This is a genomic window from Paenarthrobacter sp. 10L420, assembly GCF_056395385.1.
The window spans coordinates 18,663-34,154 of sequence record NZ_JBFTJK010000008.1 but is presented as its reverse complement, the minus strand read 5'-3'; the positions used below and the strand labels follow the sequence as shown (position 1 = coordinate 34,154).

At 62.5% G+C, this 15,492-nt stretch carries 14 protein-coding genes; 9 read left to right on the top strand and 5 right to left on the bottom strand.

The window, feature by feature from the left end:
- Positions 1 to 49: 49 nt before the first annotated feature.
- Together AC1DD5_RS13450 and AC1DD5_RS13445 are read left to right on the top strand one after the other, a co-directional pair.
- A complete protein-coding gene (locus AC1DD5_RS13450; RefSeq protein WP_442006601.1) occupies positions 50 to 667 on the top strand; it encodes a DUF47 domain-containing protein in 618 nt (205 codons plus the stop codon).
- Position 668: 1 nt separating this feature from the next.
- On the top strand, positions 669 to 1,685 hold the full coding sequence (locus tag AC1DD5_RS13445; RefSeq protein WP_477521748.1) for an inorganic phosphate transporter: 1,017 nt from the start codon (positions 669 to 671) through the stop codon (positions 1,683 to 1,685).
- Positions 1,686 to 1,830: 145 nt separating this feature from the next.
- On the opposite strand, the gene pstB is transcribed toward AC1DD5_RS13445, so the two are convergent.
- From pstB to pstS, 4 genes are all read right to left on the bottom strand, one after another.
- The gene (gene pstB / locus AC1DD5_RS13440; RefSeq protein WP_431117483.1) at positions 1,831 to 2,610 is read right to left on the bottom strand and encodes a phosphate ABC transporter ATP-binding protein PstB; all 780 of its coding nucleotides are present in this window, start codon (positions 2,608 to 2,610) and stop codon (positions 1,831 to 1,833) included.
- A gap of 56 nt (positions 2,611 to 2,666) precedes the next feature.
- On the bottom strand, positions 2,667 to 3,770 hold the full coding sequence (pstA, locus tag AC1DD5_RS13435) for a phosphate ABC transporter permease PstA (RefSeq protein WP_477521747.1): 1,104 nt from the start codon (positions 3,768 to 3,770) through the stop codon (positions 2,667 to 2,669).
- Complete coding sequence (pstC, locus tag AC1DD5_RS13430) at positions 3,771 to 4,703, bottom strand: phosphate ABC transporter permease subunit PstC (RefSeq protein ID WP_477521746.1); 933 nt, start codon at positions 4,701 to 4,703, stop codon at positions 3,771 to 3,773.
- Positions 4,704 to 4,838: 135 nt separating this feature from the next.
- Complete coding sequence (gene pstS, locus AC1DD5_RS13425; protein WP_477521745.1) at positions 4,839 to 5,957, bottom strand: phosphate ABC transporter substrate-binding protein PstS; 1,119 nt, start codon at positions 5,955 to 5,957, stop codon at positions 4,839 to 4,841.
- 246 nt (positions 5,958 to 6,203) lie between these two features.
- Between pstS and AC1DD5_RS13420 the strand changes: the two genes are divergently transcribed.
- From AC1DD5_RS13420 to disA, 4 genes are all read left to right on the top strand, one after another.
- A complete protein-coding gene (locus AC1DD5_RS13420) occupies positions 6,204 to 7,331 on the top strand; it encodes an FUSC family protein (protein WP_477521744.1) in 1,128 nt (375 codons plus the stop codon).
- 47 nt (positions 7,332 to 7,378) lie between these two features.
- Complete coding sequence (gene radA / locus AC1DD5_RS13415; protein WP_442006607.1) at positions 7,379 to 8,752, top strand: DNA repair protein RadA; 1,374 nt, start codon at positions 7,379 to 7,381, stop codon at positions 8,750 to 8,752.
- Between the two features lie 66 nt (positions 8,753 to 8,818).
- On the top strand, positions 8,819 to 9,442 hold the full coding sequence (locus AC1DD5_RS13410; protein ID WP_477517844.1) for a Pr6Pr family membrane protein: 624 nt from the start codon (positions 8,819 to 8,821) through the stop codon (positions 9,440 to 9,442).
- Positions 9,443 to 9,706: 264 nt separating this feature from the next.
- Positions 9,707 to 10,783 (top strand): DNA integrity scanning diadenylate cyclase DisA, encoded by a 1,077-nt coding sequence (gene disA / locus AC1DD5_RS13405; RefSeq protein ID WP_442006609.1) that lies wholly within the window; start codon positions 9,707 to 9,709, stop codon positions 10,781 to 10,783.
- A gap of 48 nt (positions 10,784 to 10,831) precedes the next feature.
- Here the strand turns inward: disA and AC1DD5_RS13400 are convergent, their stop codons facing one another.
- Positions 10,832 to 11,551 (bottom strand): hypothetical protein, encoded by a 720-nt coding sequence (locus AC1DD5_RS13400; protein WP_477521743.1) that lies wholly within the window; start codon positions 11,549 to 11,551, stop codon positions 10,832 to 10,834.
- Between the two features lie 179 nt (positions 11,552 to 11,730).
- Between AC1DD5_RS13400 and AC1DD5_RS13395 the strand changes: the two genes are divergently transcribed.
- The 3 genes from AC1DD5_RS13395 to AC1DD5_RS13385 all read left to right on the top strand — a co-directional run bounded on the left by AC1DD5_RS13395 (position 11,731) and on the right by AC1DD5_RS13385 (position 15,459).
- Positions 11,731 to 12,681, top strand: a complete 951-nt coding sequence (locus tag AC1DD5_RS13395; protein ID WP_477521742.1) for an HhH-GPD family protein — start codon at positions 11,731 to 11,733, stop codon at positions 12,679 to 12,681.
- A gap of 113 nt (positions 12,682 to 12,794) precedes the next feature.
- Positions 12,795 to 13,277, top strand: a complete 483-nt coding sequence (locus AC1DD5_RS13390; protein ID WP_477521741.1) for a hypothetical protein — start codon at positions 12,795 to 12,797, stop codon at positions 13,275 to 13,277.
- A 799-nt stretch (positions 13,278 to 14,076) separates the two neighbouring features.
- Positions 14,077 to 15,459: a cation:dicarboxylate symporter family transporter gene (locus AC1DD5_RS13385; protein ID WP_477521740.1), complete on the top strand. Its 1,383-nt coding sequence runs from the start codon at positions 14,077 to 14,079 to the stop codon at positions 15,457 to 15,459.
- The last annotated feature ends 33 nt before the right edge of the window (positions 15,460 to 15,492 follow it).

Genomic DNA, 15,492 nt, shown 5'->3' with positions numbered 1-15,492 from the left:
CGTCAAGTCAAGCTACCCGCAGCCCATCCGTCCCCAGCCCGGAAGCGAAATGAAGCTGCGCCTTTTCCCCCAGGAACCTGCCGGGCTCGTACTGCTCGCGCAGATGGCCGGCGTCATTGTGGCCGCCACCGGAACGCTGTCCGAGATCCTTGGTGCGCAGGCCAGTCAGCACGAACGTCTGACTGAGGAACTTCACGAACACGAGTCGAAATCCCTGGACCTGCACTTTGCGCTCCTGACGCACATGCGCACCAGCTTCGTGAACCCGCTCCCCCGTGAGGACATGTACGCCCTGTCCCGCCACCTCAACGAGGCCATGGAGAAACTCGACGCCGCAGGCGAGTTGGTTGCCCTCTACAAACTGGAGCGGCTGCCCAAGCGGGCGGCCGACCAATTGGAGATCATCAGCCGCCAAGCCGAGCTGACAGTTGACGCCATGCGGAAACTCGAGGACCTTGACGAACTTGAGGACTACTGGATTGAGATCCTCAGGCTGGCGAAACGTGCCGAGCGAACCCATCGCACGTGGGTGGCCGAGATGCTGAAAGACATGAAATCCACGCAGTATGCGCGGCACCGGGACATCGCCAACCAGCTGGTGGAAGTGACCAAGGATATGCGGAAGATCGCCACGCAGGTAGGCAGCATCATCGTCAAGGAATCATGACGTGATCGTTGCATTCCTGATCCTCGTGGTGGGTTTGGCTTCAGGGTTCGCGTTCCTCAACGGCTTCCGTGACGTCTCGAATGCCGTAGCGCTATCCACGAGGACACGCGCCCTCACGCCATCCGTGGCAGTAATTCTGGCAGCTGTTTTCAACTTCATCGGCGCTATGCTCAGCGGCAGCTTTGTGCTCGCATTTACCCAGTCCTGGATCTCCCTGCCCAACGGCATTGGCGGGCTCTCGATGCTGACGTCTGCCCTCGCCGCCTCCATCATTTGGGGCGTGTACGCGTGGTGGCGGGGCATCCCTTTGTCCTCCACCCACTCACTTGTGGGCGGGCTGATAGGCGCGGGGGCTGCGAGCGGGCTGGTGGGCGGGAACTCCATCAACGGCGTGGACAACGTCCTCCTGACCCAAGTCGCTTTGCCTTTGGTTCTGTCCCCTTTGATCGCTTTCGTGGCCGCGTACTTGCTCGTGTGGCCAGTGACTTGGGCAGCACGCTATGCGCAGCCGAATGTCATCAACAGGCGTTTCCGCCGGGCGCAAGCTGTCTCTGCTGCTGCTGTGGCGTTTGGCCATGGACTCCAGGATGGGCAGCGCACCGCGGCCGTTCTCCTGCTGGCGCTGGTGGCGGCGGGATTGTCCACTGGGAGTGAATTGCCCTTGTGGGTCCTCCTTCTGACCGCCATCATGCTGACAGCAGGCACATTGTTTGGTGGCTGGAGGATCTCGCACACCCTGGGCTACAAGTTGATCCGCGTGGATCCTCTTCGAGGGTTCGTGGCGCAAACGGTGACGTCCGTGATGCTCTTCATTGGCGCCATCGGCCTGCAGCTACCGCTGTCCACAACGCACACGCTGACCGCGTCCGTGCTGGGTGCGGGCACGCACCAACGCTTCGCCACCACGAACAGGCGGCTTGTGCGCAGGATTCTCCTGTTCTGGGTGGCCACGCCGCCCGTCACAGCCGCCATGGCTTTCGTCCTTGAGTTGGCGTTCTCGCCCCTGGCCAAAACTTAACGCCTGACGCCGGGGCTCACCTTCCCGGGGCGCGCTCTGCTGCGACCTACTTGGGTACAAAAAAGCGACGGCGGCCGTACCCCCAAGGCGACGGCCGCCGTCGTTCATGACCGGCTCCCCCAAGAAAGCCGGAACCTGCAGACCCTTATCCGAAGCGGCCGGAGACGTAGTCTTCCGTGGCCTTCTGGGCGGGGTTGTTGAAGATGCTGGTGGTGTCTGCGAACTCGATGAGCTTGCCAGGCTTGCCGGTGCCGGCGATGTTGAAGAACGCGGTCTTGTCCGACACACGGGCGGCCTGCTGCATGTTGTGGGTCACGATCACCACGGTGTACTGGTCCTTGAGCTCATTGATGAGGTCCTCGACGGCCAGCGTGGAGATGGGGTCCAGGGCGGAGCACGGCTCGTCCATGAGGATCACCTGGGGCTCAACAGCAATTGCGCGGGCGATGCAAAGGCGCTGCTGCTGGCCGCCGGAAAGGCCGGAACCGGGCTTGTCCAGGCGGTCCTTGACCTCGTTCCAGAGGTTGGCACCAACCAAGGACTTTTCCACGAGGGCATCGGCTTCACCCTTGGAGATCTTCTTGTTGTTCAGCTTCACGCCAGCCAGTACGTTGTCCCGGATGGACATGGTGGGGAACGGGTTGGGGCGCTGGAAGACCATGCCAACCTGGGTGCGAACGGTAACGGGGTCAACGCCGGGGTCGTACAAGTTGTCGCCATCCAGCAGGACCTCCCCCTCGACGCGTGCGCCGGGAAGGACCTCGTGCATGCGGTTCAGCGTGCGGAGGAAGGTGGACTTGCCACAGCCGGACGGGCCAATGAAGGCCGTGACGGACTTGGCTTCAATGTTGATGTTGACGTCCTCAACAGCCAGGAAGCTGCCGTAGTAGACATTCAAGTCTTTGACGTCGATGCGCTTGGACATGGTGTTCCTTATTCCTTGGGGGTTTCTGGAAGTTTGAAGCGGCGCCTAAGAAGAGGCTACCGACCCGTCTTCGGTGCGAACAGACGGGCAATGAGGCGGGCTCCGAGGTTCAGGAGCATCACCAGGATGATCAACACCAACGCGGCGCCCCATGCCCGCTGGTCTGAGGGACCCGGGTTGGACGGCGACGTCGGGTTCAGGATCTGGGTGTAGATGAACGTGGGCAGCGAGGCCATCCAACCGCCAAACACATTGTTGTTGATGGTTGTGGCGAAGCCTGCGGTGACCAGGATCGGAGCGGTCTCGCCGATAACCCGAGCGATCGCCAGGGTGACGCCGGACGCGATGCCGGAGATCGCCGTCGGGATGACCACTTTGGTGATGGTGCGCCATTTACGCACTCCTAGCGCGTACGACGCCTCGCGAAGCTCGTTCGGGACGATCTTCAGCATTTCCTCGCTGGAGCGGACCACTACAGGGATCATCAGGACGGAAAGCGCGACGGCGGCTACCGCGCCGGTCTTGGTGCCCGGGCCAACAACCGCGAAGAAGAACGCTGCCGCGAAGAGGCCGGCCACGATGGAGGGGATGCCGGTCATGACATCCACGAAGAACGTGATGGCACGGGCCAAGGGACGGTCGTTGCCGTATTCCACCAGGTAGATTGCCGTGAGCAGACCCACTGGCACAGAGATGACTGTGGCCAGGAGCGTGATCTGGAGAGTGCCCAACAGCGCGTGGTAAATGCCGCCGAGAACCTTGCCGCCTTCCTCCGCTGCCTTGTTGTCGAAGGCACCGGTGACGCCGTTCATGGACGTACCAAGGAATCCGGGGGTTACCAGGCCGGGAATGCCGTTGATCAGCACGGTCCAGATGACGGAGATCAGCGGCAAGAGGGCAATCAGGAAGGCCCCGACGATCAAGCACGTTGCCAGCTTGTCCTTGGCCTTGCGGGCACCTTCAACGGCGGCGCTCCAGGTGACCAAGCCGATGGTGAACAGGATCGCGGAGACCAGGCCCCATCCGAAGGCGTTGAAACCGATGAGGGCCAGGATGGCTGCGCCCACGATCAGGGCGACGGCCAGGACGATGTAAGGAGCGAACTTGGGCAGCTGGCCCTTGGTGAGCGCCGAGCGCTTGCGGACTACGGTGGCGGTCATTTAGTTGGCTCCCGAGAATTCTTTGTGCTTGGTGATGATCCAGCGGGCAATCATGTTCACGCCAAGGGTGATGACGAACAAGACCAGGCCTGCGGCGATCAACGTATTGACCTTGAGCCCGCTGGCTTCCGGGAAGTTCAGCGCGATTTCGGCGGCGATGGTCTGGTTGCCGGACTGGATGAGGCTTGCAGTCAAGACTCCGGAGGACAGCACCAGGGCAACTGCCATGGTCTCGCCAAGCGCACGGCCCAGGCCAAGCATGATGGCGCTTACGACGCCCGGACGGCCAAACGGAAGAACGGCCATACGGATCATTTCCCAGCGGGTGGCTCCCAATGCGAGCGCTGCTTCCTCGTGCAGCTTGGGGGTCTGCAGGAAGATTTCACGGGACAGGGAGGTAATGATGGGCAGGACCATGACGGACAGGACGATGCCGGCGGTCAGGATGGTCTTGCCGGTGGCGGATGCCGGGCCCTGGAAGATCGGGATCCAGCCCAGGTTGTTGGCGAGCCAGTCGTAGGCCGGGGAGATTTCCTTGGCCAGGAACGCCGCGCCCCAGGCACCGTAGACAACGGAGGGGATGGCGGCCAGCAGGTCCACAACGTACCCAAGCCCCGAAGCCAGCCGGCGCGGGGCGTAATGCGAGATGAACAGGGCTACCCCGATTGCCACGGGGGTTGCGATGACGAGCGCGATCACGGCGGCGATGAGTGTGCCCACCACGATCGGACCGATATAGGCGAAGAAGCCGTTGCCGCCCTGGATGTCCGCAGGCGGGGCGACGAGTGCAGGGATTGCCTGCACCACAAGGAACAGGGCGACTCCGAAGAGAACCGCGAGAATCAGGCACCCTGCGGCCATGGCGGCCCCGGAGAAAACCTTGTCCCCGGCGCGTCCGGCGCCCTGGGAGGTTGTCAGGGAGTTGGTGGTCACTTCACGATCCTTCAGTCTGGAGTGAACTGGTCTTACATGGCTAAGTTCCCAATCCCGCGCGAACGGCTTCAGCCACTCCGCGCGGGACAGGGAACTTCAGTGTTTAGCCGGGTTCAGTCAAACCCGCCGGAAACCTTAGGCCTTGGCCTTGATGGTTTCGATGGCGGCCTTGGCCTTGTCCTGCAGCGACTTGGAAAGCGGTGCGGACTTGGCAGCGTCAGCGGCGGTCTTCTGGCCTTCGTCGGAAACTACGTAGCTTTCGAAGGCCTTGACCAGGTCAGCAACTGCCTTGGTCTCGTACGTGGTGCAAACGACGTGGTACGAAACGAGCACCACGGGGTAGGCGCCGGAGACAGTGGTCTTGCGGTCCAGCTTGATGGCGACGTCATTGGTGGCGCGGCCTTCAACGGGCTTGCCTGCTTCGACAGCCTTGGAAGCGGCGTCAGCGGAGATCTTGACGAATTCCTCGCCGACCTTGATGGAGGCGGTGCCCAGCTTGCCGGAAACAGCGGAGTCATCGGCATAGGTCACGGCGCCCGGGGTGTCGGTGACGGTCTTGACGACGCCGGAGGTGCCCTTGGCGTTCTCGCCCTTCAGGGTGGCCGGCCAGATGCCTGCAGCCTTGTCCGTCCAGACCTCGGGAGCAGCAGCTGCGAGGTAATCGGTGAAGTTGGTGGTGGTTCCGGAATCGTCAGAGCGGTTCACGGGGGTGACCTTGAGGTCCGGCAGGGTAACGCCAGCGTTCAGGGCCGCGATTGCGGGGTCGTTCCAGTTAGCGATTTCACCGCGGAAGATTTTGGCGACCGTAGCGGCGTCGAGCTTCAGGTCCATGACGCCGGGAACGTTGAAGGCCACGGCGATCGGGGAGGTGTACACCGGAATGTTAATGGCGCCTTCGGGGCCGCACTTTGCCTTGGAGCTCGCGAGCTCCTCGTCCTTCAGGTAGGCGTCCGAGCCGGCGAACTGTGCCGAGCCATCGATGATGGCCTTGCGGCCTGCTCCGGAACCGTCCGGGGAGTACTGCACGGTTGCGCCTTGGTTTGCGGCGGCGAAGCCGGACTTCCAGGCGTCCATTGCTGCGCCCTGCGCAGATGAGCCAACGCCGGTCAACGTGCCGGTCACCTTCATGCCGGCTGCCAACTGAGTGCTGGCCGGGGTGTTCGTTGCGTTGTCTGAACCGCAAGCAGTGAGCGCGAGTGCGCCGGCTGCGATGACCGCGATTGCCGCGTTGCGGCCGAAGTGAGTTGCCTTCACTTGGATGTGCCCCTTCCAGGGATTCTTCGATGCGGGCCGACGGAGATTTCGGCGTGCGCGAGCTGAGGACCTTTTGTTCCTTTACTGAAGGTATGGAGCGCAGGTAACGGGATCTGACGTGGAAGGTGAACGCAAAGTGAACGACGGCGGACCATTGGGTTATGTGGCGCGCGCCACCTTGAGTGGGACCGTGCCCGGCGTCCTACTCGTCATGGATGCCGGGGTTCGGCAAATAGACTGGAGGACATGGCTGCCGCGAAGGGATTTTCTGCAAGCAAGAGGTTCCTGCGTGCCAGAGTCCGGACGGGCTTGGTCCGTAGCCGAAACTCCCTGACTCCGGCCGTTCAAATGACCGTGTGTGCCGTGGGTGCCTACGCTTTCGCGGAATACGTCCTGGGCCACCAAGGGCCATTGTTCGCGGCCACTTCTTCGTTGATTGCACTCGGCTTCTCACGTGATCCGCGCCTGCGTCGTGTTATTGAGGTTGGACTGGGCTGCACACTCGGCATCGTGGTGGGTGACCTCCTGCTCCACTGGCTGGGCGCTGGGATCCTGCAGGCCGCCGTCGTGCTTCTTTTCTCTATCCTGCTGGCAAGGTTCCTGGACAGCGGGACCATTTTCACCACCCAACTGGGGCTCCAGTCGCTGCTGGTGGTGCTGCTGCCAGCGCCGGCCGGCGGGCCGTTCACGCGGAGCCTGGATGCAGTGGTGGGCGGCGTGTTCGCCCTGCTGGTGACTATTTTGGTGCCGAAGGATCCGCGCCGGGAGCCGCGGAAGGATGTCCAGAAGATCCTGCACGAACTTGCCGAAGTGCTGCGGGAGTGTGCCAAGGCCATGGTCGAAAGCGACTCCACCATCGCTTGGCACGCACTGATTCGCGGCCGTAACTGCCAACCACTGGTGGACAGGATGCGGCAGACGCTGCGGGCCTCGGGCGAGGTCGCGACTCTGGCTCCGGCCCACCGCAGGCACCGCGACGAGCTTGCCAGTTTGGAGCATTCGCTGGAATACATCGACCTTGCACTCCGTAACAGCCGCGTTTTTGCCCGCAGGCTCACCAGCGCCATCAACCATGCCGCGTTATCCGACGAAGCCATTGAAAGCATCTCCGAGGTCCTGCAGGAAACTGCCGCCGCGATCGATGAAATGACCATTGGCTTGGCGGAGCAGAGCGAGGGAACCCGTCGTGTCCATCTGCGTCACGCCCGCAATGAGCTGACCGACATCGCCTCGCGCCTGCACCCCAAGATGCTCGACGTCCAGAAGCTTGAGGGCGAAACCGTGGTGATGCTGTTCCGGCCGCTCATGGTGGACCTTTTGGAGGCGAGCGGACTGGAATCCGACGAGGCCCGGGACGTGCTGCCGGCTCTTTAGGGTCCGCGAGGCTAATACTGTCAGTCCCCCCGACTAACCTTGAACCCATGGCTTCCAAGACCTCCCGCGCATCCAAGACACCCGCTTACAAATGCGCCGAATGCGGGTGGACGGCCATCAAGTGGGTGGGCCGCTGCGGTGAGTGCCAGGCGTGGGGAACCGTTGAAGAGTACGGCGCCACGGTTGCGCGTACGACGGCGGCCACTACCGTTTTGGAGCCCGCCCGCCGTATCGCTGAGGTGGATGGGACAACGGCGGCGTTCTTGCCCACGGGTGTGGACGAGCTGGACCGCGTCCTTGGTGGGGGGCTCGTCCCCGGTGCCGTCATCTTGTTGGCGGGGGAACCCGGCGTCGGGAAGTCCACATTGCTGCTGGACGTTGCCGCGAAATTTGCCCGCACCGGGCAGGACGTCCTGTACATCACGGGCGAGGAATCCGCAGCCCAGGTGAAGCTGCGCGCGGAGCGGATCGATGCTGTCGCGCATACGTTGTATCTGTCCGCCGAGACCGATCTTGGACAGGCGCTGGGCCAGGTGGAGAAGCTTGAGCCGAAGCTGCTGATCGTGGACTCTGTGCAGACGCTCAGCAGTGCCGACGTCGAGGGCAGCGCGGGTGGAGTCTCCCAGGTGCGGGAAGTAGCTGCATCAATCATCTCCGCGGCCAAACGGCGGAACATGACCACGTTGCTGGTGGGCCACGTAACCAAAGAAGGAACGATTGCAGGACCGCGCTTGCTGGAACACCTGGTGGACGTCGTGTGCCAGTTCGAAGGCGAGCGCCATTCTCGGCTAAGGCTGCTCCGGGCTGTGAAAAACCGCTACGGGGCTACCGACGACGTCGGATGCTTTGATCTCAATGAGGCCGGCATCGAAGGGTTGGCCGATCCCAGCGGGCTGTTCGTTTCGCGGACCCGTGAACCTGTCTCAGGCACCTGCATCACGGTGACCATGGAGGGCCGCCGCCCGTTGCTCGCGGAGGTCCAGTCGCTGCTCGCCGAGAGTGCCAATGCCCAACCCCGGCGGGCTACCAGCGGGCTGGAGAGCTCCAGAGTTGCCATGTTGCTCGCTGTGCTTCAGCAGCGCGCCGGATGCATGCTGCACAAGGACGACTCCTACGTGGCCACTGTTGGCGGTGTAAAGCTGACGGAACCGGCCACCGACCTCGCCGTGGCGTTGGCCGTCGCGTCAGCCAAATCCCGCAAGGCACTCCCCCAACGGCTCATTGCCTTCGGTGAAGTTGGGCTGGCAGGCGAGGTCCGGCCTGTGCCCGGAATCAACCAACGCATCCAGGAGGCACACCGCCTCGGTTTCACGCACGCCATTGTTCCTGCCAGCCCGGCGGGTGCCGGCGTTATCCCGGAGGGCTTCTCTGTGCGGGAAGTGGGGCATCTGGCCGAGGCGTTGGAGCTGCTGATCACGTAGCGCACAAAGGCCGTCCTCGCGGGGTGTCGGGGCATCGCCGGGCTGCGTTTCGGCAAGGATTGGGCCATGACCAAAAGAACTGTGCTTATTGGGGGACGCTTTTTCTTTGGCCTTTTGACCTTGGTGGCGGTGGGAACGCAGCTGACGGTTCATTTGGGCATGGGCTATGACGTCTGGAACTTCTTCAGCTACTTCACCAACCTTTCCAACATCTTCGCGGCCCTGGTGCTGCTCATCAGCGGCTACAGGGTCCTCATCCGCAAACAACCCAGCGAGATCGACGACGCCACCCGCGGCACGGCGACCATCGCCATGGCCGTGGTTGGACTGGTATTCGGAGCTTTGCTTGCCGGCGAGGACCTGGGCTCACTTCTTCCGTGGGTCAACTTCGTGGTCCACTACCTGATCCCTGTGGTCATGGTGGTGGATTGGCTCTTCCAGCCGCCACGGGCAACGCTGACCACCCGCCACATCTGGTACTGGCTGCTTTATCCCATCGGTTACCTCGTCTACAGCCTGATCCGGGGTGCCTTGGTGAACTGGTACCCGTACTGGTTCATCGACCCCAACAGGGCAGGAGGGTGGGGTGGCGTAGTTGTCTTTGCCCTTGCGATTTCCGCTGGCTTCCTTTTGGTGAGCCTGGCGATGCTGTGGCTCGGTAATAAGTTGAAGCGGCAGGTGGATTACTAGAATATCTACACCAATTTGTTATATCGGCCCATGTCAACCACGCAAAAGCCCCAAACAGGCGTTGCCAAGAACGCCCGAAAGGGCACCTTCCGACCGTCTCCGTACGTAACGAAATGACCCACTTTGGGGCTTGCTGGTGCGGTTAACGGTGTCCGGAAGCCATATCATGGTGCTAGTCGTCATCAGGGCATTTTTCGAAGCGCCCGCGGATGCCGGATTCAGCTTGTCTGTGAGCCATGGCTTGCACCTTCGAAGGGAAACCCTATGGCCCGGAGCCCGGAAGAGTCGCTCAAGGCGACTCTGGCCAGAGTCGCACCCGGAACTCCCTTGCGGGACGGCTTGGAGCGCATCCTCCGTGGACGCACCGGCGCCTTGATTGTGCTGGGCTATGACCGCACCATCGACTCCATCTGTTCGGGCGGATTCGATATCGGAATCGACTTCTCGCCCACGCGCCTGCGTGAACTGGCCAAGATGGACGGCGCCATCATCTGCGACAAGGACGCCAGCAACATCGTCCGTGCCGCAGTGCAGCTCGTTCCGGATTCCAGCATTGAAACCCAGGAATCCGGGACCCGGCACCGCACAGCCGAGCGCGTTGCCATCCAGACGGGCGTCCCCGTTATCTCTGTCAGCCAGTCCATGCAGATCATCGCTTTGTACGTGAATGGCCTGCGCCACGTTTTGGAGGGTTCTGAGAAAGTCCTGGCCCGCGCCAACCAGGCCCTCGCAACGCTGGAGCGGTACAGCGCCAGGCTGGACCAGGTCACCAGCTCCCTTTCAGCCCTTGAGATTGAAGCGCTGGTCACCGTCAGGGATGTGGCTGTCACCTTGCAACGCCAGGAGATGGTCCGCCGCATCTCCGAGGAGATCGCACAATACGTCCTGGAGCTCGGCGAGGATGGCCGCTTGCTATCACTGCAAGTGGAGGAACTGACCATGGGCCGCGGCCCGGGCAGCGACGTCATCATCCGCGACTACTCGGACCCGGATGCCACCCCGGAGGATATCGATGAAGCCGTCCAGGCGCTCCTCAACCTCGGCCCCACCGAATTGATCGACCTCAGCCGCATCGCGCACATCATCGGCTTCGCCGGCGGTGTGGAACAGTTGGACGCAGTGGTCCAGCCGCGCGGCTACCGCCTCCTGTCCGGCCTCAAGTCCGTTCCGAAGGCCGTTGCCGATCGCCTGGTGGACTACTTCGGCGGTTTGCAGAACCTCATGGCAGCCACCATCGATGACCTCATGACTGTGGATGGCATCGGCGACCAGCGCGCACGCACGGTCCGTGAAGGTTTGAGCCGCATGGCCGAAGCAAGCTTGCTGGACAGGTTCCTCTAAAGCCGTGTGCCGCCGTCGGACACTCATCAAATCACCGTCCGCCGAAGGTTAGTTCAGCTGGAAGACGGCCTTGGTGCTGGACTTGTTCCCCAAGCGGGCCTCGAACGTGTAGTAGGCGCCCCCGGCGCCGGGTTTTGCGTTGATCGCGGCGCAGCCTTCAAGAGTCCGGTTGCGTTGCCAGGGGAAATTGGCGGTTTCGCTCTTGCCCGGCTGGATGGTCTTGACCAGGTCTTCACTTCCGGCCTGACAATCCTTGGAGGAAAAGATCCGGTCCGAGCCGCTCATCACCACGTACTCCATTTGCGATGTGCCCACGTTGACGTCACACGGCGTCGTCCCGCCGTTGGTAATGGTCATGGTGAGCAGTGGCATTTCCTCAGTCCCGTAGGCTGGCTTGTCCGTAGCAGCAGCCACTGTTACCAGGCTCAGATCGCATACAGGTGTGGGCGTTGCGGACGGGGAGGCAGTGCCTGCTGTGGGCGCATTCCCTTGAGTAGGCATCTGGGAGGGCTCCGCCGTGTTGACCGCCTGCGGCCCGGACTTACTTGCAAGCGCACCGCTGATTGCTATGGCTCCAGCCACCAGGAGGGCGATCACAACCAGTAGCGCACCGAAGACAAACTGCCGACGACGGCGGTAAACGGCGGCGCTCGGACGTCGCTTCTGCGCTGGGGAGCCAGGGCGGCCGGGACCGCCTGAATTACGGGCAGAACCCTTCGCCGGCGCTGATGTGCGCGCGGAAGACTGGTTCCTACCCTGATTGGCCATGTTTCTAGGCTAGGCGGGCCCACTCCGCAGCAGGCCACCACCACGCCGCCGGACGGCAAACCCGCTCAGTGTGACGTGCACCGCAGAAGCGTCGTCGTCCTGGTTTCCACTACAGTAGAGGGCAGAATTCCGGCGCTCCAGCGCCAGCCTAAACTTCAACAGTCCGGGAGATCTGACGCATGGCACTTCCCGGTTCCGACCAACTCGCCGGACTCCATCAGTCCTTGGATCAGTGGTTCGCCGAGACCGCCAGGGACCTTCCGTGGCGCGAGCCTGATTGCAGCCCTTGGGGCATTCTGGTCAGCGAAGTCATGCTCCAACAAACTCCTGTGGTCCGCGTTCTCCCCGTTTGGCGGGACTGGATGGAACGCTGGCCAACCCCCGGACACCTTGCCGATGAGCCCTCCGGTGAGGCTGTTCGTCACTGGGGCCGGCTCGGCTATCCCCGCAGGGCCCTGCGACTACACGCAGCCGCCGTCGCCATCCGCGACGAGCACAATGGAGACGTTCCGGATACCTATCCCGGGCTCCTGACCCTGCCGGGCGTCGGCAATTACACGGCCGCCGCCGTCGCCGCCTTTGCTTTTGGTCGCCGCGAAACAGTGGTGGACACCAACATCCGTCGCGTCCATGCGCGCCTCATCTCCGGGCACGCCCTGCCCGCTCCGGCGCTCACCGCGGCCGAGATGCGCTTGGCCGACACTCTGCTGCCCGAAGAACGGCCGCTGTCCGTGCGCTGGAACGCGTCCGTCATGGAACTGGGCGCCGTGCTGTGCACTGCCCGCACCCCCAAGTGCACCGAGTGTCCCGTGCGCTCAAGCTGCGCCTGGCTCGCGGCAGGTGAGCCACCGCCGTCGTACACGCCAAAGGGCCAACCCTGGCATGGCACGGACCGGCAAGTCCGGGGAGCCGTGATGGCCGTCCTCCGCGAAGCTGCCATCCCGATTCCGCGCGAGATGTTCGAACAGGCGCCGGCGGACCTCGGGTTCGCGCCGTCGGGCGTCGGGATTCCGCTGGCAGCACTTCACAGGCTCAACTCAGCGCCCGAGCAACTGGAACGGGCCCTCGACGGCCTGGTCAGTGATGGGTTGGCGGAAATCCACGACGGCGGTTTGCGGCTTCCGGCCTAAGCCGCGATGACGCGCGGTGTCGGTTCGGCAACAGGTCAGGGTGAGCCGTAACGATGGGGTGCCGATTCCCTTTGTTGCGGCGCCTCCTGCTGGGTCCAGTCCTACCCTGAAGCATGGGCAAGATTGGTTTGGCATTTACGCTAATGGGTACCTCTGCACTTCTTCCCAGCTGCTTCGCTGAGCCGGTACCTTGCCCGGCGATCGCGCAGGCGTCTGGCGTATCGATCACGGTCGCTGCCGACTACGTGGACACAGTTGCTTCATTGCGGATGAAGGCGTGCCAGGACGGGACCTGCACCGAAGCGAATGTGGTTTTGAACCCAGGCTCCATCGCCGTGGACCAGGGGTGCTCCCCTGAAGGCGTGTGCTCCGCAACGTCCTCGCCCGATGGCACCATGACCGGCTTCCTGGGACTGCCCACCCTCTCAGAAAGTCCGCTTGAAGCGACCGTATCCGGCACCTCTCCATCCGGAACCGCATTGCCTGTGCGGACGCTGACGTTCACGCCCAAGGCAGACTACCCGTTTGGTGAGCAGTGCGGCCGTTTCATCACCGCCAATGTGGTGCTCGACTCGAAGGGGCTGAGGCAGGGGTAACCGCACGATTCCTCTAGCGATTTGATTTTTTGACGGGTATTCTCATCTGACCTGCCTGATGATCGAATCCTGGGGGTGTTGTGCACCGGTCCGAGCAGCCCATCCGTGACACGTTTTCGGTTACGGCATCCATCCGTCCTGCCGTCGACGCACCTGCACCGAACGCAACTGCGGGAACCATGGACCTCACCGCGGGGATCCGCAATAAACATGGCAGCGAATTGAACGACCTTCGCGAGGCACTAATCGGGTCTTCACAGCGCGGGTCATGCCACAACGGCCGACGCCATTATCGAATGAGCCCCGCCTCTTCATTCGAAGACGAGAACATCAACGTGACGATCGTCGTGGAGACCGTGGAATGGGGATGGTTCGCCGCTGGGCCAACTCCACAAGGAACATGTGTCACCGTATCCATTGCTGCACATCGCAAGGACAGCGGAATACAGGCCCCGCTTTCGTTGGCCGAGTGCGACGCTTGGCTTCGAGCGCTCCTGCCCAGCCCGTGGATGCCCCACGTTTACCGATGCCGCTGCTCCCCCGGGTCCGCGAGTTCCGGCGTCGTTTCCTACAGGTTGTTTCTTGATGCGCGCTATAAACCGACGCCAAAGCCAGCGGAGGTGCTCGCGGAAGGCTGCCAGCCACTTCAACTTCACTAGAGTTTCCGCATCATGGAAACTCAGTTCCGATATTAAACACAATCGGGCATTGGAATTAGCACTTCCGAAACACTCGCCTCATAGCGTCATCTGTGACCCCGGCCGTGAGCCTTCACGGCCTCGCACAGATAGGCGCCATCTTGAAGACTCCCGCACTTGCTGTTGCTGTGAGCCCAGCGGCAAAGAAGCCCCTCTACAAATCCCTGTTTTTCCAGATCCTGGTGGCCGTGGTGCTGGGGGTCGCCATCGGCTCCTTCTGGCCCGATATCGGGTCTGCGCTTCGCCCGCTTGGCGACGGCTTTATTCAACTCATCAAGATGATCATCGCGCCGCTGATATTCCTGGTCATCGTCACTGGCATCTCGGCCGTGGGTGACGTAAAGTCCGTTGGCCGTGTGGGAGTCAAAGCCCTCGTCTACTTCACCGCCGCCACACTTTTCGCGCTGGCGTTCGGGCTGCTCGTGGCCAACATCGTCCAGCCGGGAGCAGGGTTGAACATTGATCCCGCTTCCCTGTCAGCGGAAGCCGTCAACGCCAAGACCACCACGGCCCCGCCCAAGGACGCAGGGCAGTTCCTGCTGGGCATCATTCCCACAAGCGTGGTTGGAGCCTTCGCATCCAACACGCTGTTGCAGGTCCTCTGTTTCGCCGTCTTCTTCGGGGCGGCCATCGTGGTGGTGGGACGGGAGAAGTGCAAGCCCGTCATCGACCTCATGGAGACCACACTGGAACTCTTCTTCAAGATCATGTCCTGGGTGATGAGGGTTGCCCCGGTAGGCGCCTTCGGGGCAATGGCATTCATCATCGGCCAGTACGGGCTGAGTTCGTTGAGCACCTACGCCCTGCTGGTGGCGGCATGCTACGGCTCGGCACTGGTCTTTATCGGCTTGCTGTTCATTGTGGCCTGGGTTTACCCACGCGTCCCGCTGTGGCAGTTCATCAAGTACTCCCGTGAAGAGTTCCTCCTGGCACTGGGCACGGCATCCACGGAATCAGTACTGCCGCGAATCATGACCAAGCTGAGCAACGCTGGATGTTCCCGCGCAACCACTGGGCTGGTGGTTCCCACGGGATACTCTTTCAACCTCGACGGCGCTGCTCTCTACCTTTCAATCTCACTGCTTTTCCTCGCCCAGGCATTCGGACACAACCTCGACTTGGGCCAACAGCTGGCTGCCCTCGGAATTCTGATGTTGACCTCCAAGGGCATGGCGGGTGTTCCCGGCTCGGCCTTCCTGGCCCTTTCCGCTACTGCCGGGGCTTTGGGAATCTTCCCCGTGGCGGGCGTGGCACTGCTCCTCGGAGCCGACAGGTTGATGGATTCCATGCGCGTCGTGGTCAACCTGCTCGGCAACTGCGTTGCCACGTTTGTGGTGTCCAAGTGGGAGGGGCAATTCGATCGCGAGGCGATGCTGGCCGCCTTCCGCGGGGAAATCACGACGCTGGAAACCACCACCCCGGAACCCACGACGCCGGAAGCCAGCAAAGCGGCGACGGAACCTTCGGTGCCCGTTTCTGCGTAGTCAGCAGCTTTGTCCCTGTCGGTGCCGGATGCG

Bases quoted from the DNA above. Each gene is read 5' to 3' on its own strand.
- radA (WP_442006607.1), top strand. From the start codon at position 7,379: ATGGCTTCCAAGACCTCCCGCGCATCCAAGACACCCGCTTACAAATGC.
- pstB (WP_431117483.1), bottom strand. From the start codon at position 2,610: ATGTCCAAGCGCATCGACGTCAAAGACTTGAATGTCTACTACGGCAGC.
- AC1DD5_RS13400 (WP_477521743.1), bottom strand. From the start codon at position 11,551: ATGGCCAATCAGGGTAGGAACCAGTCTTCCGCGCGCACATCAGCGCCG.
- pstA (WP_477521747.1), bottom strand. From the start codon at position 3,770: ATGACCGCCACCGTAGTCCGCAAGCGCTCGGCGCTCACCAAGGGCCAG.
- disA (WP_442006609.1), top strand. From the start codon at position 9,707: ATGGCCCGGAGCCCGGAAGAGTCGCTCAAGGCGACTCTGGCCAGAGTC.
- AC1DD5_RS13390 (WP_477521741.1), top strand. From the start codon at position 12,795: ATGGGCAAGATTGGTTTGGCATTTACGCTAATGGGTACCTCTGCACTT.
- AC1DD5_RS13410 (WP_477517844.1), top strand. From the start codon at position 8,819: ATGACCAAAAGAACTGTGCTTATTGGGGGACGCTTTTTCTTTGGCCTT.
- AC1DD5_RS13450 (WP_442006601.1), top strand. From the start codon at position 50: ATGAAGCTGCGCCTTTTCCCCCAGGAACCTGCCGGGCTCGTACTGCTC.
- AC1DD5_RS13395 (WP_477521742.1), top strand. From the start codon at position 11,731: ATGGCACTTCCCGGTTCCGACCAACTCGCCGGACTCCATCAGTCCTTG.
- AC1DD5_RS13420 (WP_477521744.1), top strand. From the start codon at position 6,204: ATGGCTGCCGCGAAGGGATTTTCTGCAAGCAAGAGGTTCCTGCGTGCC.